This window comes from Paenibacillus sp. J5 (genome assembly GCF_054955055.1).
Genome location: NZ_JBUEDD010000008.1, coordinates 314,984 through 338,949, shown reverse-complemented (window position 1 = coordinate 338,949; position 23,966 = coordinate 314,984). Strand labels below are relative to the sequence as shown.

The 23,966-nt window shown below is 56.6% G+C and carries 20 protein-coding genes, 1 CRISPR repeat array and 1 riboswitch; of the genes, 14 read left to right on the top strand and 6 right to left on the bottom strand.

Features of this window, described 5'->3' with window-relative positions:
- Window positions 1-52 precede the first annotated feature (52 nt).
- From ACY1JZ_RS16800 to ACY1JZ_RS16790, 3 genes are all read right to left on the bottom strand, one after another.
- On the bottom strand, window positions 53-943 hold the full coding sequence (locus tag ACY1JZ_RS16800; protein ID WP_462630205.1) for a 5'-3' exonuclease: 891 nt from the start codon (window positions 941-943) through the stop codon (window positions 53-55).
- A gap of 110 nt (window positions 944-1,053) precedes the next feature.
- Window positions 1,054-1,332, bottom strand: a complete 279-nt coding sequence (locus ACY1JZ_RS16795) for a hypothetical protein (protein WP_462630204.1) — start codon at window positions 1,330-1,332, stop codon at window positions 1,054-1,056.
- A 46-nt stretch (window positions 1,333-1,378) separates the two neighbouring features.
- Window positions 1,379-1,678 carry a DUF3055 domain-containing protein gene (locus ACY1JZ_RS16790; RefSeq protein ID WP_270169628.1) on the bottom strand — a complete coding sequence of 100 codons (300 nt, stop codon included), beginning with the start codon at window positions 1,676-1,678 and terminating at the stop codon, window positions 1,379-1,381.
- 284 nt (window positions 1,679-1,962) lie between these two features.
- Between ACY1JZ_RS16790 and ACY1JZ_RS16785 the strand changes: the two genes are divergently transcribed.
- The 6 genes from ACY1JZ_RS16785 to ACY1JZ_RS16760 all read left to right on the top strand — a co-directional run bounded on the left by ACY1JZ_RS16785 (window position 1,963) and on the right by ACY1JZ_RS16760 (window position 8,101).
- A complete protein-coding gene (locus ACY1JZ_RS16785; protein WP_462630203.1) occupies window positions 1,963-2,961 on the top strand; it encodes an HRDC domain-containing protein in 999 nt (332 codons plus the stop codon).
- Window positions 2,962-3,087: 126 nt separating this feature from the next.
- Window positions 3,088-3,543 (top strand): chemotaxis protein CheX, encoded by a 456-nt coding sequence (locus tag ACY1JZ_RS16780; RefSeq protein ID WP_270169630.1) that lies wholly within the window; start codon window positions 3,088-3,090, stop codon window positions 3,541-3,543.
- 112 nt (window positions 3,544-3,655) lie between these two features.
- On the top strand, window positions 3,656-4,429 hold the full coding sequence (locus ACY1JZ_RS16775; RefSeq protein WP_462630201.1) for an SDR family NAD(P)-dependent oxidoreductase: 774 nt from the start codon (window positions 3,656-3,658) through the stop codon (window positions 4,427-4,429).
- Window positions 4,430-4,461: 32 nt separating this feature from the next.
- Window positions 4,462-6,021, top strand: coding sequence for a DEAD/DEAH box helicase (locus tag ACY1JZ_RS16770; protein ID WP_462630200.1), 1,560 nt, complete (start codon window positions 4,462-4,464; stop codon window positions 6,019-6,021).
- A 96-nt stretch (window positions 6,022-6,117) separates the two neighbouring features.
- Window positions 6,118-6,876 (top strand): ABC transporter ATP-binding protein, encoded by a 759-nt coding sequence (locus ACY1JZ_RS16765; RefSeq protein ID WP_462630199.1) that lies wholly within the window; start codon window positions 6,118-6,120, stop codon window positions 6,874-6,876.
- Window positions 6,860-8,101, top strand: a complete 1,242-nt coding sequence (locus tag ACY1JZ_RS16760) for an ABC transporter permease (RefSeq protein WP_462630198.1) — start codon at window positions 6,860-6,862, stop codon at window positions 8,099-8,101. Before ACY1JZ_RS16765 ends, ACY1JZ_RS16760 begins: the two co-directional genes overlap by 17 nt.
- Window positions 8,102-8,685: 584 nt before the next feature.
- On the opposite strand, the gene ACY1JZ_RS16755 is transcribed toward ACY1JZ_RS16760, so the two are convergent.
- Window positions 8,686-9,984: an aminotransferase class I/II-fold pyridoxal phosphate-dependent enzyme gene (locus ACY1JZ_RS16755; RefSeq protein WP_462630197.1), complete on the bottom strand. Its 1,299-nt coding sequence runs from the start codon at window positions 9,982-9,984 to the stop codon at window positions 8,686-8,688.
- 210 nt (window positions 9,985-10,194) lie between these two features.
- Here ACY1JZ_RS16755 and ACY1JZ_RS16750 point away from each other — a divergent pair, with 210 nt between their 5' ends.
- Entirely contained in the window at window positions 10,195-10,986 is a 792-nt protein-coding gene (locus ACY1JZ_RS16750) for a helix-turn-helix domain-containing protein (protein WP_270169642.1), read from the top strand.
- Between the two features lie 62 nt (window positions 10,987-11,048).
- Here the strand turns inward: ACY1JZ_RS16750 and ACY1JZ_RS16745 are convergent, their stop codons facing one another.
- Entirely contained in the window at window positions 11,049-11,567 is a 519-nt protein-coding gene (locus ACY1JZ_RS16745) for a P-loop nucleotide/nucleoside kinase family protein (protein ID WP_462630196.1), read from the bottom strand.
- A gap of 76 nt (window positions 11,568-11,643) precedes the next feature.
- On the bottom strand, window positions 11,644-12,429 hold the full coding sequence (asd, locus tag ACY1JZ_RS16740) for an archaetidylserine decarboxylase (protein ID WP_462630195.1): 786 nt from the start codon (window positions 12,427-12,429) through the stop codon (window positions 11,644-11,646).
- A gap of 242 nt (window positions 12,430-12,671) precedes the next feature.
- Here asd and ACY1JZ_RS16735 point away from each other — a divergent pair, with 242 nt between their 5' ends.
- The 7 genes from ACY1JZ_RS16735 (at window position 12,672) to ACY1JZ_RS16705 (ending at window position 23,855) form a co-directional block, all read left to right on the top strand.
- Window positions 12,672-13,817 carry an N-acetylmuramoyl-L-alanine amidase family protein gene (locus ACY1JZ_RS16735; RefSeq protein WP_462630194.1) on the top strand — a complete coding sequence of 382 codons (1,146 nt, stop codon included), beginning with the start codon at window positions 12,672-12,674 and terminating at the stop codon, window positions 13,815-13,817.
- A gap of 452 nt (window positions 13,818-14,269) precedes the next feature.
- Window positions 14,270-15,297: a CRISPR direct-repeat array (repeat unit 32 nt; unit sequence GTCGCTCCTCGTGCGGGAGCGTGGATTGAAAC).
- 271 nt (window positions 15,298-15,568) lie between these two features.
- Complete coding sequence (locus tag ACY1JZ_RS16730; RefSeq protein ID WP_462630193.1) at window positions 15,569-16,759, top strand: glycosyltransferase family 4 protein; 1,191 nt, start codon at window positions 15,569-15,571, stop codon at window positions 16,757-16,759.
- Between the two features lie 53 nt (window positions 16,760-16,812).
- Window positions 16,813-16,918: riboswitch (TPP riboswitch) on the top strand.
- Between the two features lie 659 nt (window positions 16,919-17,577).
- Window positions 17,578-19,344, top strand: coding sequence for a phosphomethylpyrimidine synthase ThiC (thiC, locus tag ACY1JZ_RS16725; RefSeq protein WP_462630192.1), 1,767 nt, complete (start codon window positions 17,578-17,580; stop codon window positions 19,342-19,344).
- Window positions 19,345-19,480: 136 nt separating this feature from the next.
- Window positions 19,481-20,515, top strand: a complete 1,035-nt coding sequence (locus ACY1JZ_RS16720; protein WP_462630191.1) for a WIAG-tail domain — start codon at window positions 19,481-19,483, stop codon at window positions 20,513-20,515.
- 166 nt (window positions 20,516-20,681) lie between these two features.
- Window positions 20,682-21,530 carry a glycosyltransferase family 2 protein gene (locus ACY1JZ_RS16715; RefSeq protein WP_462630190.1) on the top strand — a complete coding sequence of 283 codons (849 nt, stop codon included), beginning with the start codon at window positions 20,682-20,684 and terminating at the stop codon, window positions 21,528-21,530.
- Window positions 21,523-23,103 (top strand): glycosyltransferase family 2 protein, encoded by a 1,581-nt coding sequence (locus ACY1JZ_RS16710; protein ID WP_462630189.1) that lies wholly within the window; start codon window positions 21,523-21,525, stop codon window positions 23,101-23,103. The genes ACY1JZ_RS16715 and ACY1JZ_RS16710 overlap by 8 nt, the downstream gene beginning before the upstream one ends.
- Window positions 23,100-23,855 (top strand): glycosyltransferase family 2 protein, encoded by a 756-nt coding sequence (locus tag ACY1JZ_RS16705; RefSeq protein WP_462630188.1) that lies wholly within the window; start codon window positions 23,100-23,102, stop codon window positions 23,853-23,855. The genes ACY1JZ_RS16710 and ACY1JZ_RS16705 overlap by 4 nt, the downstream gene beginning before the upstream one ends.
- Window positions 23,856-23,966 lie beyond the last annotated feature (111 nt).

Here is a 23,966-nt window from a genome sequence, read left to right as displayed (position 1 = left end):
CAATATGCTGTGTATTCGGATAAGAGGCTAATCAAGTTGATGATGACTCGGCCTATACCGCATCGGTCAGGAAGTCCAGACGCAGCTTCAGCTCCAGCTCCTCCATCTGTTGCATCAACTGATTGCGCGAGATGCGAAGCCGCAGACGATCCCAATCCGGCTCGGCTAATTCGGGAATGTCACAGCAGATGGCCGACAGCTCCTTGCTGATGATCGAGCTCTCCTTGCCCGCGAGCAGCTTCTTGTGATAGCGTGAAAATTGAGGCTCTAGCTGCTCTAACTGTTCATATAGCCGTTCCAGTGAACCGTAATGGTGAAGAAGCGGCAAAGCGGATTTGGGGCCAATGCCAGGACAGCCAGGAATGTTGTCGCTTGTATCCCCGAGCAGCGCCTTCAGATCAATCCACTGCTGTGCTGTCAGGCCGTACTCGCTGGCATAGTCCTTCAGTCGGTAGACCACATCTCCCTGCTTGCCTGCAATAATCTGCGAGGTGCTCTCGCTGAGCAGTTGGAACAAGTCACGATCATTGCTATAGATATAGCAGGCTCCGCTGCTCCAGCGCGCTGCCAGCGTCCCTATTATATCATCCGCTTCATGGGGAGCGATCGCCAGTTGAGCGATCCCGGCCGCTTCCAGCAGCGCTGTACATGTCTCATACTGAAGAATCAAGGCTTCAGGCAGCTCGCCGCGAGTTCCCTTGTAAAAATCATACTTCATCCTTCGAGCCGTCTCATCGCGCTTCACATCCCAGGCTACTGCCAGATGAGTAATGCCATGGTCGCGCGAGAGGTTGAACAGCTTCTGAAAAAACACGCGCAGTGCATTCGTATAGATGCCCTTGCTATTCTTCAACTGATCGTCCCTTCGTCCGTAAGCTGTTGCAAAATAACCGCGGCTCAGCAGGTTAAAGCCATCGATTAGCAACAAAGTCGAGGTTGTCATCCTTCATCCTCCCATTCTTCTCTATTATTCTAGTATAGGAGATGAGAGGGAGTTTGTCATGAGGGACCGCCATCCAGTTGATAGATGCCGAGCCCCCCACAAGAATGTGCCTACTGGAGCGGCTTGTCCTCTGCGGCGCTGCCATTTCCCTGATCGCCATCATATTCCCGCTCCATGCCAGCGTGCAGCTCGCGATTCTCGTAATCGAAGCGGACCGCGGAGCGCTGGTCGCTTCTCCATGGCGTGCTTTTGCCCAGCGATTCGGTTAGCAAGTCTGATCCGTAAGGCCCCTCGGGGAACTCTTCAAGCGTAAGGTCATTGCGTTGGGATTCTACAGTGGATAGATCGGTATATTTTTGCTTGTTCTCTTTGATGAACGGATGATCCATATATTGGCCCCCTCACTGTGCGCTGTTTATCCGTAACAGTGTGCCCCTACAGATCGGAAAAATTCACCGTACCGACGACCAGGCTCAAAAATTGCTTCAGCTCCAGCTCCTCCTCTTCCGTCAGCTTGAAGGTATATTCCAGATAGCCCTCCTCCTCCAGATCATCCGGCCCGATGATAGCCGTCTTGCCCGCTTGCAGGTCGGTTACGAGCTTCTTGCCATAGAAGCTTGCTGTTGTCGTAATGGCCAGGTCATAGCGCCTCAGGCTTGGCCCGATGAAGGTGACGAACCGGGTGCGGGTCTCCTCCGTTTTATCAGATAAAAAATCATATTCCGTCAGTGTCATGGCTTCCAGCCTCCTCATTGCAGATGCTAGTATTATACACTTAGAGCGGACAAGGAGCTATAAGGCTGCAACACGGAAATAAATACTTGTAAAGCTGGATAATATTATGGTAACATATAAGCAACCGAAACATATGTGCGTGTGAGGAAGCACCTCCAAGTTATTTTTAACTTGGGGGTGCTTTTTTTTGCGTCCACTTACGATAGCCAGGGGTCTGCACCTTATCAAGGCATAGGGGCACGCGGCGCGCAGGATGGCTCGGTATATTGATGGAGGTGGCGAATATGAGACTTATTTTTGCAATGATGATGGAGAAGCAGATGGAGGAAGGGCGCTTCCTGCGAGCGCAAGTCGCGATTGCGGAGCGTGAGGACAACTGGCAGGTGATCTGGGAGGAAGATGGGGCCGCGGGTGCGCCGGAAGTATGGTTCGAGGGGGCTAGCTGGGAGGAGATGCTGACCTCCTTCCGATATGGTTCCGCAGTGAAGATGGGCGAAGGGTTCGTCCCTCTGGTGGATGGCGTGCTGGAGGATCGCAACGCCCAGCAGCGGGGAGGGAGCAAGCTCTCTTATCTTCAATGCTTCGGCGAGCTGTATGCCAATGAGGAGCTATTCGAGGAGCTGCGGAGCTGGCGACGACGCAAGGCCAGGGAGCACAGGAAGGCGGCCTATCTTGTATCTACCAATCGGATGCTGCGGATGATCAGCGCCTTCATCCCGCATCATCAGGAGGAGCTGCTGCAAATCCCCGGCTGGGGAGAGGCCAAGCACAGCGCCTATGGCGAGGAGGTGCTTGAGCTCACGCGCAGCTTCGAGCAGCCGACCGCCTTTCCGCTCGATTGGGTGCAGGAGGCGTTAAACCCCACTGTGTACACGCAATGGCTATACAAGCAGAAGGAACAGAAATTCAAGGAGGAGCTGGATCGCCAGCAAGAGAAGCGCGCCATACTGGATGGTGCGGGGAGAGGACTATCCCTCAGCGAGCTGGAGACCACACTGGAATTGGGGAGGAGGGAATTGATTGAACGGATGGAGCAGCTACATCTGGAAGGCTACGATATGGAGCCATTGATTCAGCAGGAGCTGTCTCTAGTGCCTGATGAGGAGCTGAGAAAAATCAGGGAGACGTTGATTGCCGTAGGTGACCGCTACTTGAAGCCGATATTAAGCCAGGTCTATAAGGAGGAGGAACTAAAGGAGCAGCAGCTTGGCCAATTATACGATAGATTGAGATTGGCGCGTATCCGCTTTCGACAAGAACAGAGCAATTCACAGGCTATTTAACCGGGACTTAAGTCGTGTTTATTAGACTCTCTTACAAAAAATAGTATACTTGGCCTAATGTTTTAAGTATAATGTAACTAACGCTAATATACTATTTATGCTTACACAAAGGGGAGCTTCCATTATATGAAGGCAGAATTAGTTAATCCGTTTCTCGAGTCGGCCAAAAACGTCATAGAGCAAATGATTATGATTCGGCCTGAAACTGGTGAGCTTCAAGTGAAGAATGTAAAGCTGGTGCAAGGACATATCTGGATACAGATCGGTATGTCAGGACAATTGAGCGGCGATGTGATGTTTGGGTTAAGCGAGTCGGTAGCATTGAAGATTATATCTGCAATGATGGGTGGCTTTGTCATCACTGAGATTGACGAGATGGGCAAGAGCGCAATCTCCGAGCTTGGCAATATGATTAGCGGCAACGCGAGCACACTGTTATCGAATCAAGGAGTGCACGTAGACATAACGCCGCCCCGGGTGTTGTCCTCAGGACCGGATGGCGAAATGGAGGCTCGTGCGCTGACAATCCCGTTAATTATAGATGGCATAGGTGAGTTGGACATTCAAGTGCTTATCGCTTAACGATAGGAGAAGACGACCCGGTTCCTTAGCTTCATAGAGGAACGTGGTCGTCTTTTTGTTTAGTTTTGCGCTAGGGCGGCTTTATACAGTACACTGTTGTTAGGTGATGTAGATGGTGAGAGGAAAAAAGATTGTCATAACTGGAGCGACAAGCGGGATCGGGCTGCTGGCTGCCCAGATGCTGTCAGCCGAAGGCGCAGTGCCGATCATTACAGGACGCAATTCCGACAAGCTGACGAAGGCGTTAAGCCTGGTTCAAGGAGAGCGTTATGGCTATGTCATGGATGTGACCAGCACTGAGCAGGTGGCCGATGTGATGGGACGCATCGTGGCCGAGCATGGTCATGTGGATGTACTGATTAATAATGCCGGCTTTGGACGGTTTGAACGGCTGGTTGATGCTCCTGTGGAGCAGTTTGAGCAGATGATGGATACTAACTATATGGGAATTGTTCGTTGTACCAAAGCGATCCTGCCGCATATGCTACAGCGCGGAAGCGGGCAGATTGTGAATATTGCCTCTATGGCGGGTAAGCTGGGCACAGCCAAATCTTCAGGCTACTCGGCGACCAAGCATGCGGTGCTAGGCTTGACGAACGCACTGCGCTCCGAGCTGGCCAACACTGGTATTACGGTATCGGCAGTCAACCCCGGGCCGATCGACACGCCTTTCTTTGACATTGCCGATCCGCAAGGCACATATGTAAGCAATGTGAAATGGTTTATGATGCCGCCTGAAAAGGTGGTGCGTGCGCTAATTAAGGTGATTGATAAGCGGAAGGCAGAGATTGATATGCCGGGTCTTGCAGCCGCAGGCATCAAGCTGTATCAGATGTTTCCACGACTGCTGGATAAGCTCATCGCAAGCTGGCTAAACAAAAAATAATTGAGCGGAATATAAAGGAGAAGTTACCTATTATGAGTACAACCTGGAGCAGTCTGGCGGTATCTGCTGAGATTGCTAATCTTCTACAACAACATGAGATTCATGAGCCCACCGCAGTACAGGCCGAGGCGATACCGCTGCTGCTGGGTGGACGAGATGTCATCGCGCATTCGCAGACTGGAAGCGGCAAAACATTGGCCTATCTAATTCCGTCGCTGCAGCGGATCGATCCTGCACGCAAGCAGGTGCAGGCTATCGTCATTGCGCCCACGCAGGAGCTGGCGATGCAGATTGTGCAGGTGGCGCGTACATACGGGGAGCCACTGGGCATTCGCATACAGCCGCTCATTGGCGGGGCTGCGCTCAAGCGGCAAATCGAAAAGCTCAAGGAGCACCCGCAACTGGTCATTGGAACGCCAGGAAGGATGCATGAGCTGCTCAAGCAGCGCAAGCTGAAGCTAAACGAGGTGCAGACATTCATCATCGATGAGGCGGATCAAGTATTCGAGCTGGGATCGACACGAGATGTGGAGGAGCTGCTGCGTGCAAGTGGCAAGACGAAGCAACTGGCCTTCTTCTCCGCTACATACCCGCAGACGATGGCTGATCTGGAGGCAGCATGGATGAGCAACCCGGAGCGTGTGGCAATCAATCCGGGACAGCGGGTTGCCGCCTCCGTGGAGCATCAGTTCATCGTATGCGACAAACGCGACAAGGTGGAGACCGCGCGCAAGCTGATCCGGCTGCTGGAGCCGCGTTCGGCGCTGCTGTTCCTCAACGATACAGATAACATCAGCAACTGGCAATCGAAGCTATCCTACACGGGCTTCAACATCGAGGCGATCTACGGTGATGCCGACAAGGTGAAGCGTGCGCTGACGCTGGAGCGGTTCCGCAACGGGAGCTGTCAGCTACTGCTTGCAACTGATGTGGCGGCCCGTGGCCTGGACATCGAGCAGTTGCCGCTCGTGCTGAACCTGGACCCGGCGGTGGATGCCGACCATTATGTGCATCGCGCAGGGCGGACGGGTAGGATGGGCCGTCCTGGGACGGTGATTACTCTGATTACGCCGGATCAACTGTTCATTATGGACAAGTTCAGCAAGCAGCTACACATTCATATTCGGCAGATGGTCATGTCACATGGTCGGCTGTTGGAGGCTTCCGAGCTCAGGCAGACGGGGAGAGGCGGCTCAGGCCAAGCGGGTGCAGGAGCTGACAGACGCAGTGCAAGGCCAGGAGCGGGCGGCCCTGCGGGAGATCGACGTCAGCATAGCGACAACGGCCGGGCACATGGTGCAAGCTATGAGCGTGCTACGAATCGTCGCGGAGCAGGAGCCGCCGCTGCTGGACGTTCAGGAGAGGCGGGAGCCAGCGCTGCTGCGACCGGAAGAGTGAGCGGCACCTCAGGTCATGCTTCCGGCAGCCAAGCCAAGGTGCGCCGAGCGAAGCCACAGGCAGGCAAGGGTGCAGGCGACAAGGGAACAACCGCCAAATCCAAGGCGGTGCGCGAGCGCGAGCGCAAGGACAAGGGAGCGCCGAAGTGGCTCAAGGCCAAACGCAGCGAAGGCAAGCCGGAGGACGGCAACTAAAGCCGCTGCTTGCGAGCCGCTTGATGTGCAGCCCATCTCAGGAGATTGGCTGCATTGTGGCGGCAGGCTACATATTGAGAGAAGGAGCGATGAAGGTTGGAAGCTGTATTGCGTGTTGCGGGCTTGACAGGCGGCTACAGTCCGCGTCGGCCCGTGCTTCATCAGCTTGATTTTGCTATTAAGCCGGGAGAGATGGTCGGGCTGATCGGTCTGAACGGAGCGGGCAAGAGTACGACGATCAAGCATATTCTTGGATTAATGAAGCCGATTGCGGGCGAGATTTCGATCCGCGGCACGACGCTTGCCGAGGACGCACAGCGGTATCGTTCGTCCTTTGCCTACGTGCCGGAGACACCGATATTGTTCGACGAAATGACGGTACAGGAGCATCTGCATTTGACGGGGATGGCTTATAATGTTCCGCAGGAGCTGTATGCGCGACGCAGCGAGCAGCTTCTGCGGGAGTTCCATATGACCGCCAAACAGAATGCCTTCTCCAGCCATCTGTCCAAGGGGATGAAGCAGAAGGTGATGATTATGAATGCGCTGCTGCCGGAGCCGCCGCTGTATATTATTGACGAGCCATTCCTTGGTCTTGATCCGCTGGGGATACGCTCGTTGCTGGAGCTGCTGGTGGAGGTGAAGAACAGCGGAGCGGCCATATTGATGAGCTCGCATATTCTGGCTACCGTGGAGATGTACTGCGACCGCTTCCTAGTGCTGCATCAGGGTCGACTGGTTGCGCAGGGGACGCTGGAGGAGGTGCGGGCGCAATCCGGCGATCCGAAGGCTTCGCTGGAGGAAGTGTTCTATCGTCTGGTTACAGGAGGGGATGGAGATGCGCCAACCGCTTGAGGAGCTGTGGCGCAAGCGCCGTGCCGCCTTTCGCAAGGAAGTGTTTCCCTATGCGCAATCTATGGTGCAGAGCGGTTTCCCGGGCTTTGTCATATTGCTGTTGATCCTCGGGATGCTGGGCTATGGCTCGCTGCTTCGCCATATGCCGCCCTCGTTCCCGTATGTGGCAGTCGGCATCGCGGCCTTAACGCCGGTGCTGTGCTACAGCCCGCTGCGCACATGGCTCAGGCCCGCGGATGTCGCGTTCCTGATGCCGCGTGAGAGCGAGATGGGCGATTACCTGAGGTTGTCCTGGCGACATAATCTAATTGCCGGTGTACTGCTGTCAGCGCTCATGCTGGCGCTCTACATGCCGCTGTATGGGCGTGCCGCGACGGCGCCTCAGCCATGGCTGGCGATGGGCGCGGCGGCGCTGGGGTTGAAGCTGCTGAATGCAGCCGCTTCATGGAGAGAGCGCCAGTTGGCCTGGCCTGCCGCCAGGCGGGGGCTGCGGCTGCTGCGCTGGAGCTGCACAGCGCTCATCTTGGCCGCGCTGCTGCTGACGGCGCTATGGAAGGCTGCGCTGTTCGCTCTGCTGCTGGCGGGGGTGCTGGCGCTGGCGCTTCGTCTGCCGGCTCGGCATACGCTCCCGTGGGAGCGGCTGATGCTGGAGGAGGAGCGAACCCGGCAGCGATATTACCGATTCTTCGGCAGCTTCACGGATGTGCCGGAGCTGCCCTCATCCATTGCCCGCAGGCCATATCTGGCGTGGATGGCTGCCCGCATCCGTTACAGCCACAGCCACACGTATCGCTACATGTTCGCTCTGACACTGCTGCGCACGGAGCTGGGCGGCATCGTACTGCGGCTGACACTGCTTGGACTGCTTGCAGTCACGCTGGCTGTGCGATCCGCGCTGTTCGAGGGCTGGGGAGCGGTCTTCTTCACCCTGCTCTTTCTCTTCCTGCTGCGCATTCAGGCCAGCTCGCTGCTGCAGTCGCACCGCCATTCGGTATGGCGGCACATCTACCCGCTGCCACAGCAGCAGCATAATGATGCGTTCAAGCAGGTGGTGGTCACGACGCTCCTGATCTGTGCCGTAGCGCTCTGCCTGCCGCTCATCTGGCTGCTTGCGATCGGCATCATCTGGCCACCCATCATAGCTGTAGTCGTCTCCTTTGGCTATGTGCTGCTGCGGCTGCCGCGCCAATTGCTCCGCAAGATCGATGCGGAGCTGGAGGACTGATCGATCGTGTAGACAACAAGGGGCCGTCCCATAAACCGAGAAAACGTAATGATTTGCTCCCATTATAGTAGGGCGACCATGATGGGAGCTTTTACGAGAAGAGTTGACACCTGATCTACTACTGCCATTCCTCCCCGTTCAGGCCGAAATAGCCTCCCGCAATGCCACTATCCTTAACAACGGGGAAGGCATTTCCTCCAATTACAGCTCCGGAGGACATATATACAGAGACGGTTGTTTTCCCCAAGCCCTTCAGGCCGTTTGCTTGATAATGATCCAGCGGATGATTGCGAACGATAAATTGTTCGATATGGATCATCTGGTCAAGATACGGATCGGGGTCATTCCCGGGCAGAGTCCAGAACATACGATAAGAGAATAAAAAATAGGGCAAGCCCTATAAGGTGGTTGTGATTGCTTGCGCTAATAAGCTTTCCCATCACATTGACGCATCCTTAATATAAGCCAGCCCTACAAAGTCTAGTGCTATATTGAACTACATTCCTAACGATATAGATCCGAACTGCACGAAGGCGTGCCGCCAACAGGGGCACGCCTTCGCTTACTTGAGGAATAGATAATGTCTAATTGCTGCTGACATCGAGCACAGCCTTATGGATGCTGTCGAACAGCTCCTCCAGATGCTCTTCCTCGATACAGGAGAAGGCGACACGCAGATCGGACTTGCCCAGGGCGATCGTACCGATGCCGTAGCTATCCAGCAAGCGGGTGCGCACCGCTTCGGCATCCGCGTTCTTCAGCTTGAGGCACATGAAGTAGCCAGAGTTGAACGGGTAGTATTCCCATGCATCCCCGAAGTCTCCGCTGTCGAGAATCTGCTTCACCTTATTGGCGCGACCCTTCATAATCTCGAATTTCTCCTGCTTCTGTGCAGTGAAATCCGGCGATTGCAGCGCCTGCAGCACAAAGGTCTGCGATGGATGCGAGCAACTGGAGATGGTCGCGCGGATAATACCCATCGTCTTCTGCTCCAATGCCTTCAATATCGCCTCAGACGGGGAGGCATAGGTAATGAAGCCAACACGGAAGCCCCATACATATTCTTCCTTGGTTGCGCCGTCGACCTTCACAGCGAGCACGCGCGGATGCAGCTCGGCAAGCTGTCCGAACAGCGATTCCTGCAGCGAGTTCTCGAAGAACAGGCCGAAGTAGGCATCATCCGTTACGACAACGACGTTAATGCCCGCTTCCGCGGCATCGCGGATTGCAGCGACGATCGCAGCGCCTTCCTCAGCTCCAGGCGTGTAGCCGGTCGGATTGTTCGGGAAGTTCAGCACGACGATCGCCTTGCCCTTGTCCTGCTGGGCGAGCAGCGCTTCGCGCAGACCGGCTGCATTAAAGCGGTAGCTGCTATCATACAGCTCGAACTCCACGATGCTGGCGCCACGGCGAAGGCCGAAGGTCAGCTCGTAATTCTCCCAGTTCTTATTGGGAATGATGACGGCATCGCCAGCATCTGCGAACAGATCGGCTACGATGCTCAGGCCATGCGTGAGCGCATTGGTCACAATCGGGTTACCGAAGGACTTGCCCTCTAGCGCAGGATTCTCTTGCAGCATCTTGACGCGCCATGCGGATCGAAGCTCAGGCTTGCCCTCCGGTGGTGCATATGGGTAAAGGTCCTTGGGTTGATAGGCTGACAATGTATCCTGAATGGTCTTCAAGTGCATCGGCTTGCCGCCTTCAAGCGCGATGCCGATCGTTGCATTGAACTTGTTGGCCTTGTTCTTGGCTTCTGCAGACTGGCTTAGAATGCCCTCTTTTGGAAAATAGATGGCCTTGCCGATTCCGGACAGCATGTCATATACATGCGGATTGTCCTTCTGAATCGCTTCATTAAGCTGCTGGGCAAGTGAGTTCATGGATCTTCATCCTTCCGAGAGTGTTCGATTCGTTCGGGAGCTATTATATCACATTTTTAAAACCTTACATCACGGAGTTATGAATTTTTTAGAAATAAAACAGAAAGACCGCCAAAACAGGCGCAAAAGCTTGCGCGGTGATTTTGGAGTGTTGTATGATGGCATCGTTAGCACTCGGATGCATCAGGCCTTCAAGGAGGTTATCGAACTATGTTAAACGCCGCACCGTCGTCCTTCATCCTCAAGCCGTCGTTCGCCAAGATTGTATGTGAACCGGGCTGGAAGTGGCAAAAGCGAGAAAAGCCGCTCGCCAACTATGATCTGTTCTTCGTCTGGAGCGGCGAGGGAGAATTGGTGTTGAATGGACAATCGTATACGATTGGCAAAGGGAGTTGCTTTCTATTTCGTCCAGGCGATCACACGAGTGCAACGCATAACCCGCAGAAGCCGCTGGTGCTGACATACATACATTTTGATGTTCTGGATCATGTCGAGCTGGTGCCCAAGCCTTACCGGGTGCTGGAGGATACGGTGGACTTTGAATATCTGCTCTCCCGCTATGTTCGCCTGTTCCTGGTCAAAACCTATGCCGCCGAAGAGGAGGCGCAGCTGATTCTGAAGCAGTTGCTGATCCATCTGCTGCGGGATGACCTCGTGGAGCGGAGCGCGGTGGAGACGAGAGCCAGCAATCAACTGACAGAGGCGATTCATGAGATTGCCAACTATATTCGGCAAAATCCGGGTCATGCGCATCGGGTGGAGGATCTGGCTCAGCGAGCGCAGTTGTCGCCGCGTTATTTCTCTATCAAATTCAAGGAGCTGATCGGCGTCTCCGTACAGGCTTATATGATCCGCACCCGAATCGATCGGGCGAAGCATCTGCTGATGCACGCGGGGATGAATGTGACCGAGGTGGCCGATGCGCTCGGCTATCGGGACATCTTCTTCTTCAGTCGCCAGTTCAAGCAATATACGGGCAAGAGCCCGTCCGAGATTCGCTGAACGATGGACTCTGTCCATCCGCTGTCTTCAGAACGATGAGAGGCCACGCGCGCGGCAACGCTTCAGGTGTGCTCTTCGCCCAGCGCGAATCGGCGATCCTGCATGATCTTATCTATCGTCTCGGTCATAGCCTCGGAGCCTTGTCCGCTCGTATCGAGCATATGTCTGCTGCTCAGGCCCGAGGCTCGAAACTCTTCCAGCAGCACGAGGGATCGCTCTCCCATCCGGTGCTGAGGCTCCCTCAGCCCGTCTCGATGCAGCAGCGTCGCCGGATCGGTCCACAGCACGACATAGATGAACCTCGCATTCAGATCGCTGAGCTGCTCTTGCAGGCGGTATGCCTCATCAGGAAATGCCACATAATCGATGACGACGTCGATTCCCTCACGAATGAAATTACGCGTCAGACTCCCGATATTATTCCAGATGAGCGCCGTCTCCCGCTTGCTCTCCCACGGCCTGCACCTTCCCTTGACATGCATATGACTGACATCATCACCCGAAATATAGGCGCTGTTCTTCAAAGCATGAACGAGTGCGCGCGAGGTGGTGGATTTCCCGACTCCAGCCGGGCCTGACACGAGATATACAGTAGGTATGGCTCTACCCCCCTTGTGTCCTCCAGATCGAGGAACAGCAGTTTCCTTGACTCCGCGTCTACATCTTCAGCCTGCCAAGCTCCTCGCCCATCTTCACTCGTTTGCCGGTCATCAGATCCTTGCGCAGCGTGAAGGTATTGCCCTCCGTCAGCAGAACGACAGTCGAGCCGAATTCAAAATAGGCCAGCTCATCTCCCTTTGTCACCTTCGTCACGCGCTCATCCACATAGCGGATGCTGCTGACATTCATCGCGCCGACCTTGACCACCGCTACTTCTCCTGCACTGTGGCGGATGTAGCTGACGAGCCGCTCATTGCGGCTGAGGACGCGCGTCATATGGCGCAGCCCGAAATCATTGACAGGATAGACGCGACCTGGAAGATGATCTCTCTCGACGATCGTGCCGCTAACTGGCGCATGGATACGGTGGTAGTCCGTAGGACTCAGATACAGCACCAGGCAAAAGCCATTCTCATAGTTGGCGGCGCGCGGCGACTGCTGCAACAGCTCATCAATCGTATAGTCCTGGCCTTTAATATTCAGCACGGTACCATCTTGAATGGGGCCGCAGCCAGTAATGAGTGCATCCACGGGACTGACTAGCGAATCAGCATGGGGATGAATTGGCCGAGCGCCTGTCTTCAGCCTTCTCGTAAAAAATTCATTCAGCGTGCCATACTCTTGCAGCGGCTTCTCCGCCTCATCGACACGAATTCCATATAGTTTGGCAAATCGGGGAATAAAGTGCCGGCTAATCGAGGATTGAGCCAGCCTGCCCGTCATGTTGGAGATCCATTTGCGCGAGCTCAGCTCGGTCATGGATTTTAGCAGCCATTTGGTCATGGCGTTGAAGTCCACCCTTTCTATGCACCTTGTCCAGACGGTGCTCTCCACGTAAGTTTGCCATATTGCGCCATACAAATCAACATTCGGCTCGCCTCATAGGTGCTGATGGAGAATTAAGGAAAAAAAATGTAAAATCCAAACCCAAAATTAGGTCTATCTTCCGACAGATTCACTTGCTCTAGTACAGTATAATAGGGAGACGATAAAAATATGACAATAAATCGCTAGAGAGGTTGAGCATGAGAAAACTAGTAGGATGTATCGCTGCAATCATGTGTGTGATGATGATATGGAGTATGATGCCTGTATGGGCGGAACCGTCCGGTTCTTATACCGCCAAGGTGCTGAATGGTCCCCTTGATGTGCGAAGGGATGCAGACGCCAAGTCAAAAATCGTAGGCTCGGTAGATAAAGGAGATACGGTCAGCGTGCTGGATGAAGCATTCGGCTGGTCGAAGATTAACAAGGACAAGGTGACAGGCTGGGTAGCTGGCTATTATCTGAAAAAATCAGGCAGTGCGGACAGCAGCAGCTCATCCTCCAGTGCTGCCTCGGGGACGGTCAATACCACGGCAGCAGTGGCATCGGGCAGCAGCGGCAAGGTGACAGCCGATTCGCTGCGCATCCGGTCGGGCGCCTCCACGAAGCATTCGGTGATCGGCGGACTCTCGCAAGGGGAGACCGTGAAGATTATCAGCAGCAAGGACGGATGGCTGCAGATTGAGATGGATGGCGGCAAGAAGGGCTGGGTATCGGGGGAATTCATCGCGATCGGCGGCAAGACGGTCACACCAACGAAGACCGCTCAGTCAGGCAAGTCGACGACGAAGTCGGGGAAGGGTCTGAAGAATCGGGTCATCGTCGTTGATCCGGGACATGGCGGCAATGATCCGGGAGTCATCGGCTCGAAGCTGGGCACAGAGGAGAAAACCTTGAATCTGAGCACCTCTCAATATTTGGCTGAGGAGTTGAAGAGCCGCGGCGCGACCGTCGTCATGACCCGCACGAAGGATGAGAAGCCTTCCCTGTCTGGCCGGGTACAGACGAGCCAATCGGCGGGCGCGGACCTGTTCATCAGCGTGCATTACAACTCATCGAAGAAAAAAACATCGGGCACACTGACGTTCTACTATAGCGAGCACAAGGATCTGCCTGTAGCCCGCGCGATCTCCAAGCAGCTCAATGCCACGGAGACGAAGCTCAAGGACAACGGCGTCTCATTCGGCGACCTGCATGTGCTGCGAGAGAACAGCGTTCCGGCGGCACTTGTGGAGATGGGCTTCCTCTCCAACGAGAAGGATGAGCGAATTGTGATCACGGATGCCTATCAGCGCAAGGCTGCGGCTGCGGTTGCCCGCGGCATCGAGAACTATTTCTCGAATTAAGACGCTGCTTAGAGCAGCATGCTGCTCTAAGGGCGGCAGATGACATCATAGCGATAAAAGGCGAGGGAACGTGTGGAATTCGAGCATAGCTGCGCAAGTCAGCTACATATAGCTTAGCAGGCACAGCGGCCAAGCAGGGAGAACCTTGCGGCCGCTGTGTTTTGGTGTTGGCAAGGCAGGGAGTAGGGAGTAGGTAGGGGACACAAGTTGCATAAATGGTATTTGCGTTAAGGCTTCGACGGATGGCATAGGTTTATCATCGTGGTCGGATGTCTGGGGAGCGAGCGCGAACCCCAAGCTCACATGAAATCCCTGGGAGGTTCGCAACCCGCATGGATACTGGTTTTTTTGGAAAAAAGGGTCGATTTTTCGCAGATTTAGAAGTATACTAGAAGAGGTTCGCGGAATAGCCCCCCACATCCCTTGCCTGACAAGGGATGCGCAAGGGTGCCGTCGCTCCTCGTGCGGGAGCGTGGATTGAAACTACCATCCATATCCCTCCTCACCAGCATTATTTGGTCGCTCCTCGTGCGGGAGCGTGGATTGAAACTCTTAACCCTGACAATACGTATCCGCCACACCCGTCGCTCCTCGTGCGGGAGCGTGGATTGAAACGGGAAATAAGGAGATGATTTGATTAAGTGGATTCGATGTCGCTCCTCGTGCGGGAGCGTGGATTGAAACTGTTTTTCGAGCTAAACGGAAAGGCAATGTGCCGTCGCTCCTCGTGCGGGAGCGTGGATTGAAACTGGAATCGCAAACGAATCATGGTCAGCACGCCGGTCGCTCCTCGTGCGGGAGCGTGGATTGAAACCAACAGTTATGGCCGTGTGATTGAGTCTGTGCGCGGGGTCGCTCCTCGTGCGGGAGCGTGGATTGAAACGTTGCGTACCAGTATACGTTTATCCCCAGGATTGCGTCGCTCCTCGTGCGGGAGCGTGGATTGAAACTCATAGCGAGCGTCCAGGCTGAGTTGTTGGTTAGAGTCGCTCCTCGTGCGGGAGCGTGGATTGAAACACTATGCATGTACTGATTGCCTCGCTTAATGGCGTCGCTCCTTGTGAGGGAGCGTGGATTGAAACTGTTTCAGCCTCAGTGTAGCGTCTCCGGAAAGTTGTTGCTCCTCGTGCAGGAGCGTGGATTGAAACTCCGGGATTGACGATCCTTACGGGCTAATGGGCGTCGCTCCTCGTGCAGGAGCGTGGATTGAAACGGCTAGCGGGATTTGACGAGATCAACGCCTTGGGGTCGCTCCTCGTGCAGGAGCGTGGATTGAAACGTCGCCAACTACCTCATGTTTAATACTATGTACGTCGCTCCTCGTGCAGGAGCGTGGATTGAAACCAAATTTTCGCTACGGTCGACGGAGCAAGATCGCGTCGCTCCTCGTGCGGGAGCGTGGATTGAAACCTCTTGTACAAAATCTAATATATCATCCTTAAATGGAGGTCGCTCCTCTTGCAGGAGCGTGCTTTGAAACCTCCACCCCTTGACTACCAACGCGCCATCATAGGGTCGCTCTCCATGCGACTGCACAGATAACCTCCAAGTAAAGCTGCCAATACGGTTGCTTCCTTCACCCCACTCAGACTGTTAAAGCCTGTTCTGATCATCCTCATTTATGAAAGCGAATTCATAACCTTCACCACTCAATCTCTCGCTGCCCCTGACTCATGACTAGCGGACTTGGGTCAGGGCAGGGGCAATCTGCCGTGGCGGCTTGGTCATCTGCTCGATATGATGGGATAAAGATGCCAATCTATAAGGAGGTGGCTGTCATTACGAGGATGAAAGTCGGCTTTGTGACGCCCGGCTCCTACCCTCTGCCATCCGCCACGAGCAGCTCCGTGGAACGGGTTATCGAGCATGTCGCCGGACATGTGGCGCCTCATACGGATACGCGCATCTACGGGCGCACCGCGCCCAGACTTGCCCGCCGCTCTGTAGTGCGTGGTGCGCTGTGTGTCCGATTTCCTGCGGCAGATAAGAAGCGCTATATCACAGAGGTGTCGCGTTCGCTGCGGACATTCGCTCCTGACGTTATCGTGGTGGAGAATCGACCGTCCTATGTGCTCTCGGTGCGCAAGCGTAATCCTGGGGCGCGTATCTGGCTGAGCCTCCAGTCCTCCACCTTCATTCGTTCGCCCTACATTAGCGCAAGACGGCTGAAGCTGAGCTTCCGCCATGCGGAGAAGGTGATTGTGAATAGCTATTTTCTGCGCGATGTTGTGGCAGCGCGCGTGCCGGAGGCCGCACATAAAATTCATGTCATTCACCTAGGCGTTGATACCACGCGTTTCCCTTCGCAGTATTCGGCAGAAGGTGCCGTGCGGCGAGCTATGCTGCGGGCCAAGCGGGGCTGGCAAGGGCGAAGTGTCGTATTGTTCATGGGTCGCCTGATTCCGCTCAAGGGCGCGCATCACCTGCTCCATCTGCTGCCAGAGCTGGTCGCCCGTCACCCGCAATTGCTGCTGGTTATTGTGGGCAGCGCCTATTACGGATCGCATCAGATGACGGCTTATACACGCCAATTGCACCGTCTGGGTAGACGCTGGAAGAATCATATCCGCTTTGTACCCTATGTGCCGTATACTCAAGTGCCAGACTGGTTCCTGGCCGCCGATATGGCGGTGGTGCCCTCAGGGCGGCGAGAGGCGTTCGGATTGGTCAATGTCGAGGCGATGTCCTGCGGTCTGCCTGTGATTGCTACTCGTGTAGGCGGCATTAAGGAGATCGTCGAGCACGGCGGCAGCGGATTTCTCGTAGACCCTGATCGGGTGCGGGCCGAGCTGAAGCAGCGGCTGCTTCAACTGCTGGAGGATGAACAACTGCGAACGATGATGGGGCTGAGAAGCCGGGAACGGGTGGAGCAGCTATTCACATGGAGCCACACAGGGGATCAATGGCTGCAATTGCTGCGTGGAGCGGGAGGAAGGATATAGGAAGAACAGGAAAGGGTTGACAATACAGCCCATACCCGATATAGTCATAAGCATGAATCCACTAGGGGCGCCCGCTTGGGCTGAGATAAGGCGTTTTGCCTTGGTCCCTTTGAACCTGATCTGGTTAGCACCAGCGTAGGAAAGTGGGAATAATGCCTCGTGCCATTATTTCGTGCTGCCCTTCGCCGGGCAGCTTTTTTGTATCGAAGTAGCATGTGCGCATCCCCGTGGACAAAGCCGCAAGCATACTCGCTATTGAAGCTCCCGGTTGAATAAGGGTCGAAGATTATACCGCGTGAAGTGAATTCAGCATTACCTGCATCCTATACCTTTTGTACGTCCCATAATCCAGCGTGCCATAATGCCGCGCTCCTTCCAAGCGGCGCTAGCTAAGGCTGCACGAGCTGAGCAAGCCGTACCTGGCTTGGGGCTCGGCGATGTCGGTCAGCGCGCATACTGCCTTGCGTGTTCAAGCAGTGTGATGCTATGCATAGGCCGCACCGCTTGGGCTGTATTCGGGATGAGAGACCTGACAAGCCTGGATCACAGGCAGTCGGCACTGTGCGAAATTCTGCCGCCGCGTCACCGCCACTGCCAGTCTGGCAGGACGTTAGGGTATGCGGCTTCTCAGGTCTAAGGTGTACTGCTGTAAGCATCAGCTTCTCTTCGCGGGGGACATCCGGTCACATAGGCCGACTAACACGAATGAATGACAGGCATAGCCTCTATTCCAGCGAGCCTCCTAGGGATTCAAGCCATGGACGTTGCCACCGTAACAGCGGCGGTAAGCAGCCATCATCCTAAGGAGGTTATTTGACATGTCTACACCTATCGCAACAGGCGCTTTACCAGGCAGCAGCAAGGTATATGTGACGGGCTCCAGGCCAGATATTCGGGTGCCGATGCGCGAGATTGCACTGTCACCGAGCGTACAAGGAGAGCGCAGGTCGCCTAATGAGCCCGTTCAACTGTACGATTCCAGTGGCCCTTATACCGAGCGCAGCTTCGTACCGGATATTCGTCAGGGTCTGCCCGCGCTGCGAAGCGGCTGGATTGCAGAGCGTGGGGATACAGAGAGCTATGAAGGCCGCCAAGTGCTGCCAGAGGATAACGGCTTTGCGACCACGCAGCGCATGCTGGAGAAGGGAGCCGAGCAGTTCCCCGGCTTGCAGCGGTCGCCGCGCAGAGCGAGAGCAGGCTGCAATGTGACGCAGCTTCACTATGCTCGCCAGGGTATCATTACACCGGAGATGGAATTCATCGCGATCCGGGAGGGTATGGAGCCGGAGGTTGTACGGCGTGAGGTAGCGGAGGGACGAGCAGTCATTCCATGCAATATGAACCATCCTGAGAGCGAGCCGATGATTATCGGGCGTCGCTTCCATGTCAAGATTAATGCGAACATCGGTAATTCCGCAGTGGCCTCCTCCATTGAGGAGGAGGTGGAGAAGATGGTGTGGGCGACCCGCTGGGGGGCGGATACGATCATGGATCTGTCCACAGGCAAGAACATCCATACGACAAGGGAATGGATTATCCGCAACAGTCCGGTGCCGGTTGGCACAGTGCCGATCTACCAGGCGCTGGAGAAGGTGAACGGGGTGGCAGAGGCGCTCACCTGGGAGATATTCAGAGACACCTTATTGGAGCAGGCGGAGCAGGGTGTGGACTATTTCACCATTCATGCAGGGGTACTGCTGCGTTATGTGCCTCTGACTGCCAAGCGGGTGACGGGCATCGTGTCGCGGGGCGGGTCGATTATGGCTGCCTGGTGTCTGGCGCATCATCGGGAAAATTTTTTATATACTCATTTTGAAGAAATCTGTGAGATTATGAAGGCTTATGATGTGACGTTCTCGCTTGGTGACGGGCTGCGCCCCGGATCGATCGCCGATGCCAATGACGAAGCGCAGTTCGCGGAGCTGGAGACGCTGGGCGAGCTGACGCAGATCGCGTGGCGGCATGGTGTGCAGGTGATGATCGAGGGGCCGGGGCATGTGCCGCTGGACAAGATCAAGGAGAATGTCGACCGCCAATTGGAGGTGTGCAAGGAAGCGCCATTCTATACACTGGGCCCGCTTACGACCGATATTGCGCCGGGTTATGACCATATTACGTCCGCGATCGGAGCGGCGATGATCGGTTGGTTCGGAACGGCAATGCTCTGTTATGTGACGCCGAAGGAGCATCTGGGACTGCCCAATAAGGAGGATGTGAAGGAAGGGGTCATTGCCTACAAAATAGCCGCTCATGCGGCTGATCTGGCGAAGGGGCATCCCCGGGCACAGGTGCGGGATGATGCCTTGTCCAAGGCGAGATTCGAATTCCGGTGGCAGGATCAGTTCCACCTGTCGCTCGACCCGGAGCGGGCGATGGCCTATCATGATGAGACGCTGCCGGCGGAGGCGGCCAAGTCAGCCCATTTCTGCTCGATGTGCGGCCCCAAGTTTTGCAGCATGCGCATCACACAGGACATTCGAGATTATGCACAGCGCCATGGCATGGACACGGCGGAGGCGATAGAGGCGGGAATGCAAGAGAAGGCGCAGGCGTTCAAGGAGGCCGGGAGCACGCTGTACAGCTAGCCTGTCGGCTGCTTCCCCTGTCAGGCAGTGCGTAGTCTCCTATGCTTCGTCTATCTTTTCCCACAGGGCAGAGAGTCAAAAGCCTGGGAAGTAGCATAGGATAGGGAGACTACATTGCTATGAGAAGGGAAGAGCCATGAAAAAAAACAGGCGCACCAAAATTCGCAGGCCCAGAAAGCCGCTTTTTTACACGGCGGACCCGCGTACCTCGGAATTGAAATTTCTCGATGAACTGAAGGATCGCAAGCCTGCTCCCGCCAGGCCGCAGGCCAATAAGCCCGTGATGATCCATTCGCTCATTGCTGAATATGATACGACACAGGAAGAGGGGACTGCCCCAGCCGCGGCAACGGGGGGACAGCGTACCCTGCCACAGAGCGCTAAGCCTCGCGCAGCTCTGGCTGCGGCAGATGGAGCAGCGCTGAGCGAGAGCGTATTGGGACATTGGTCCAGCAAGGCAGAGGCGGATTGCCCCGCGACGAAGCCAGACAAGGGATCAGGCCGCGGGGGGCAAGGGTCTGCCGAATCGGAGGAGGCCCCGCGGAGCAGTGATCGAGCAAGCGCACCGGGCAGCTCGAATGCGGCGTCCAGCTCCATAGTAGGGCAAATGGCGTCTAGCCCTGGAGTGGGCAGCGAAGCCGGAGCGCGGAGCGCAAGCGCATCCCATGCGGTAGCTGAAGGCGGAGCAGGCGAAAGGACAAATGCGGGAGAGCAGGGCGGGTCAGAGCGTAGCGGCGGAAGTATACCGTGGAGCAGCGGGATCACAGTGCCCGAAGCGAAGCTGGAGAAGAGCAGTGCTGCCCGATTGGCCCTGGGAAATCAGGACGTAGCCGCAGGTGACGGGCCGAGAGAAGGGCAGGCGGCTGCTAGGGGAGAGCGTTCCCCGGCAGTATCTGCGGGATATTGCAGCGGAGTTGCGTCGTTCTCCATCCCGGATGGGGTGGAACGAATCCATGTAACGATTGTGCTGCCATCGTTCTTCGTCGGCAGCGTGCGTGGACGCCGCAGCTCCTATGCTCTGACTGCCGTTAGCAATCAGCCGGACTGCCAGGTGTTTGTATCTTCAAAGACAGAGACGAGAGCGACAGTGGCGGTGCAACGCAGCAAGCGTGGGGGAATTCTAACTGGTGAACTGAACTGGATTGCCGCCCAGATTGCTCCCATTCCATAAGAAGAATCGGATTAGGCAGGCTGCCGCATGTTGCGGGGGCCTGTTTTTTTTGCGTGCTGCTTGGACGGCTGCACCTGTACATCTGCCGTTGCGGAGCGCATGATACGGCATAGAATGACTCGTATAAGTATAGGTTCAACAAGTTGCCTGTCCAGGAGGTGAAAGCATGCGCAAACAACAAGTCAGTCGCGTGCGCGGCAGGGGCAGGGGAAAGGGAAGGGATCGCCGAAGAGGGGCGGTCAGAGCTTCGGCGCCGATCGTTAATGCCGAGCAGCCCAAGGTGTCGGTTGTAATCCCGTTCATGAATGAACGGCGCACCATTCGCCGGGTAATTCGGCAAGCTCGCGCTGTCCATCCTTCCACAGAGGTGATCGTTGTCGCGAATGGCTCAAGCGCTGAGGCGCTTGACACAGTGATGCGCAGTGGGGCTAAGGTTCTCGCCTACAACGAGCCGCTCGGACATGATGTGGGACGAAGCATCGGCGCAAGGGCAGCGAAGGGAGAGGTGCTGCTGTTCATCGATGCGGATATGGTGCTTCAAGCTGGCAAGCTGCGGCCGTTTGTTCAGGCTGTCATCAGCGGTAGCGCGGATGTGGCGCTCAATGATTATGCGGGCCCGACGGACACTAAAAAGGTTCATCCCGTCGTGTTAGCCAAGCATGCGCTCAATGCGCTGCTCGGGCATGAGCAGCTAAGAGGCGCCTCGCTCACGGCGATTCCTCATGCGCTCAGTCGCAAGGCGCTGGCAGCGATCGGAGTGGACTCGCTGCTTGTACCTCCGCTGGCTCAGGCCAAGGCGATCGGCAAGGGGCTGAAGGTGCGGGCAGTGCATACTGTACAGGTTGGCAGACTGAACCCGCTGCGCAAAGGCCGGGAGAGACAGTTCTCGCTGGCCTCCATCATTGTCGGTGATCATCTGGAGGCCTTGGAGTGGTGGGCACGACATACCGATGAGCGCGGCGGTATGGAGGACTTGAGCAGACAACGTCAGATGCTGGGGGGATACCATGGCTAACGTGTCGAGGATACGGAGAGGAACGGCTGGCACACGGCATGCTCGGTGTGCCGCTGCACAGAGGAAGAGGCGGTCGCTTGCCGTAGGGGAGGCTGCGTCGTTATCATTAGACAGATCAACCCTGCCCGGCGCGCCCGGCGCTCGCCTTCGCCTGCGCTGCGAGGTGCACGGCAGCGCAGGCGAAGGCGAAGGGCGCGTGGCGCTGGCTACGCCGGGGCGTGCCGCGGAGCCGGGCGCGTGCGGCATCGCCGCTGCATCGCCCGTCGGCGCCGCGCCCGCCTGCGCCGCCGCAGCCAGCGCCGGGGCCGCCCGCGCTGCCGGGGCGCGCGTCGCAGCCGCTAGCGCATCGCTCGCCGCGGGCGCCGCGGCCGTCCGCGCCGAGCTTGCGCCGGAGCGCCCGGCGCAAGCGAGCGTCGCCGCTACGGCGCGCATCGCCGCCGCGCCAGCGCCGGGCCGCCGCCGGAGCGCCAAGCGCCCGGCGCGCGCCGCCCGCGCCCGGCAGCGGCCGGGTCGCGCCGCTCGCGGAGCGCCCCGCCGCGGCCGCCGCTCGCGCGCCGCGCAGGCAGGCGGCGCACAGGCGCGCTCGCGCCGCAGCGGAGCGGCGCTGCAGGCTGCCCGCGCCGCTGGAGAGGCGTTGGCGCAGCAGCTTCGCGCTGCGCCGGACGGGGCGCCTGCAGGCTGGCAGCTACGGCAGGCGCTGAATGCGGCGTTTAGCCGGACAAGACAGGCTGGACGGCTGACATTGCAGGCCGCGCTACAGGAGGGGGCGGCATTGCGCGACGGATTCGCCCATAGCTGGGGACAGTCTGTGCCGCCCTATGTGCTGCTGCCGCTGCGGGGCAGCGCGGCTGCGGTGGTGACGGTGCGCAATGAAGAGGCGGCCATCCGCCAGGTGCTTCGGGAGCTGGCGCTGCTGCCGCTGGATGATACCATCGTGGTCATTAATGGCAGCAGTGATCATAGCTTTAAATATGCCCGCGAATTCGAGGGCGTGACCATCGTTCATGAACCGTCTGCTCTTGGTCTTGATGTCGGGCGAGCGCTTGGGGCCAAGATGACCGATGCAGATATAGTGTTGTTTATGGATGGCGATTTTCCTGTACCCGCGCCGGAGCTGGCGGCATTCCTGTACGCGGTAGATCAGGGCGTCGATGTGGCATTGAATGATGTGATGCCTTATTTGAGCAGCTTTGCCCATTGGGATGCGGTATCGCGCGTGAAGCAGTTCCTCAATAGCGCACTGGGCCGCGAGGATCTGGGGGCCAATTCCCTCACATGCATTCCGCACGCCCTGTCGCGGAAGGCCATCCAGACGATCGGCGTACAGACGCTCGCTGTGCCGCCCAAGGCGCAAGCCGCGGCCTTGAATGCGCGGCTGACGGCGGTTGCTGTCGCCAGCATCAATGTGTTCGCCAAGAACAGGCGACGCAAGCAAAATACCGGTGCAGACAACCCGGTTGCCCGTCTTATCCTCGGCGACCACATCGAGGCGCTTCACAGCCTGCAATATTCAGGCGGGTCGCGTCTGGCCTATGCCGACCGGATAAGACGGAGAAATCTCGCGGGAGGATGACAGGCGTGCGGTTGACCAGCATAATCATACCGACCTATAACGGGCTGCCGCTGCTCCAGCGGTCCTTGTCCGCGATCGAGACCTATACGGACCGGGGCGTAACACCGTATGAGGTGATCATTGTAGATGACGGCTCGCAGGATGGTACTGCACAGTGGTGCCAGGAGCGCGGCTTGCGCTTGATCTGCCTTCCGCGCAATCGTGGCTTCCCTGTAGCCTGCAACAAGGGGATGCGGCTGGCATCTGGCAGCCATCTGCTATTGCTTAATAATGATGTGACCGTAACGACTAATTGGCTGACGAATCTGCACAAGGCGCTTGCCTCGGATGAGGCGATCGGCATGGTGGGCCCGGTCAGCAATTATGTGAGCGGAAGGCAGCAGGTCGAATGTCACTACAATTCGATGGAGCAATTCCAGCAATTGGCTGCCGGGGCGAACCGCTCCGATACGCGGCAATGGGAGGAGACACCGCGGCTGGTGGGGCTGTGCCTGCTGTTCTCCCGCTCCTTCTATGAGCATGTCGGGGAGCTGGATGAGCAGTATTCGCCAGGACATTTCGAGGATGACGACTGGAGCTTCCGCGCGCGGCAGCTCGGTTATCGGCTGGTGTTCTGCCGGGATGTGCTCGTTCATCACGAAGGCAGCGCCAGCTTCAAGCGGCAGGATCAGGAGCAGGTGCAGCAGTTGCTCCAGCGCAATCGCGATTATTTCATGAGGAAGTGGCGAACCGATCCGCATAGCTTCATCTAATGTGTGTGCTGCAGCCTCGCAGCAAAGAGGATAGATAACGATACTGTGGGTGCGTGCAGAGCTCCCGTCGTTTATATCGTGTAGCTGACGTGCTGAGCGCAGAAGGCAGCG

Bases quoted from the DNA above. Each gene is read 5' to 3' on its own strand.
- ACY1JZ_RS16800 (WP_462630205.1), bottom strand. From the start codon at position 943: ATGACAACCTCGACTTTGTTGCTAATCGATGGCTTTAACCTGCTGAGC.
- ACY1JZ_RS16795 (WP_462630204.1), bottom strand. From the start codon at position 1,332: ATGGATCATCCGTTCATCAAAGAGAACAAGCAAAAATATACCGATCTA.
- ACY1JZ_RS16790 (WP_270169628.1), bottom strand. From the start codon at position 1,678: ATGACACTGACGGAATATGATTTTTTATCTGATAAAACGGAGGAGACC.
- ACY1JZ_RS16785 (WP_462630203.1), top strand. From the start codon at position 1,963: ATGAGACTTATTTTTGCAATGATGATGGAGAAGCAGATGGAGGAAGGG.
- ACY1JZ_RS16780 (WP_270169630.1), top strand. From the start codon at position 3,088: ATGAAGGCAGAATTAGTTAATCCGTTTCTCGAGTCGGCCAAAAACGTC.
- ACY1JZ_RS16775 (WP_462630201.1), top strand. From the start codon at position 3,656: ATGGTGAGAGGAAAAAAGATTGTCATAACTGGAGCGACAAGCGGGATC.
- ACY1JZ_RS16770 (WP_462630200.1), top strand. From the start codon at position 4,462: ATGAGTACAACCTGGAGCAGTCTGGCGGTATCTGCTGAGATTGCTAAT.
- ACY1JZ_RS16760 (WP_462630198.1), top strand. From the start codon at position 6,860: ATGCGCCAACCGCTTGAGGAGCTGTGGCGCAAGCGCCGTGCCGCCTTT.
- ACY1JZ_RS16755 (WP_462630197.1), bottom strand. From the start codon at position 9,984: ATGAACTCACTTGCCCAGCAGCTTAATGAAGCGATTCAGAAGGACAAT.
- ACY1JZ_RS16750 (WP_270169642.1), top strand. From the start codon at position 10,195: ATGTTAAACGCCGCACCGTCGTCCTTCATCCTCAAGCCGTCGTTCGCC.
- asd (WP_462630195.1), bottom strand. From the start codon at position 12,429: ATGACCAAATGGCTGCTAAAATCCATGACCGAGCTGAGCTCGCGCAAA.
- ACY1JZ_RS16735 (WP_462630194.1), top strand. From the start codon at position 12,672: ATGAGAAAACTAGTAGGATGTATCGCTGCAATCATGTGTGTGATGATG.
- ACY1JZ_RS16730 (WP_462630193.1), top strand. From the start codon at position 15,569: ATGCCAATCTATAAGGAGGTGGCTGTCATTACGAGGATGAAAGTCGGC.
- thiC (WP_462630192.1), top strand. From the start codon at position 17,578: ATGTCTACACCTATCGCAACAGGCGCTTTACCAGGCAGCAGCAAGGTA.
- ACY1JZ_RS16720 (WP_462630191.1), top strand. From the start codon at position 19,481: ATGAAAAAAAACAGGCGCACCAAAATTCGCAGGCCCAGAAAGCCGCTT.
- ACY1JZ_RS16715 (WP_462630190.1), top strand. From the start codon at position 20,682: ATGCGCAAACAACAAGTCAGTCGCGTGCGCGGCAGGGGCAGGGGAAAG.
- ACY1JZ_RS16710 (WP_462630189.1), top strand. From the start codon at position 21,523: ATGGCTAACGTGTCGAGGATACGGAGAGGAACGGCTGGCACACGGCAT.
- ACY1JZ_RS16705 (WP_462630188.1), top strand. From the start codon at position 23,100: ATGACAGGCGTGCGGTTGACCAGCATAATCATACCGACCTATAACGGG.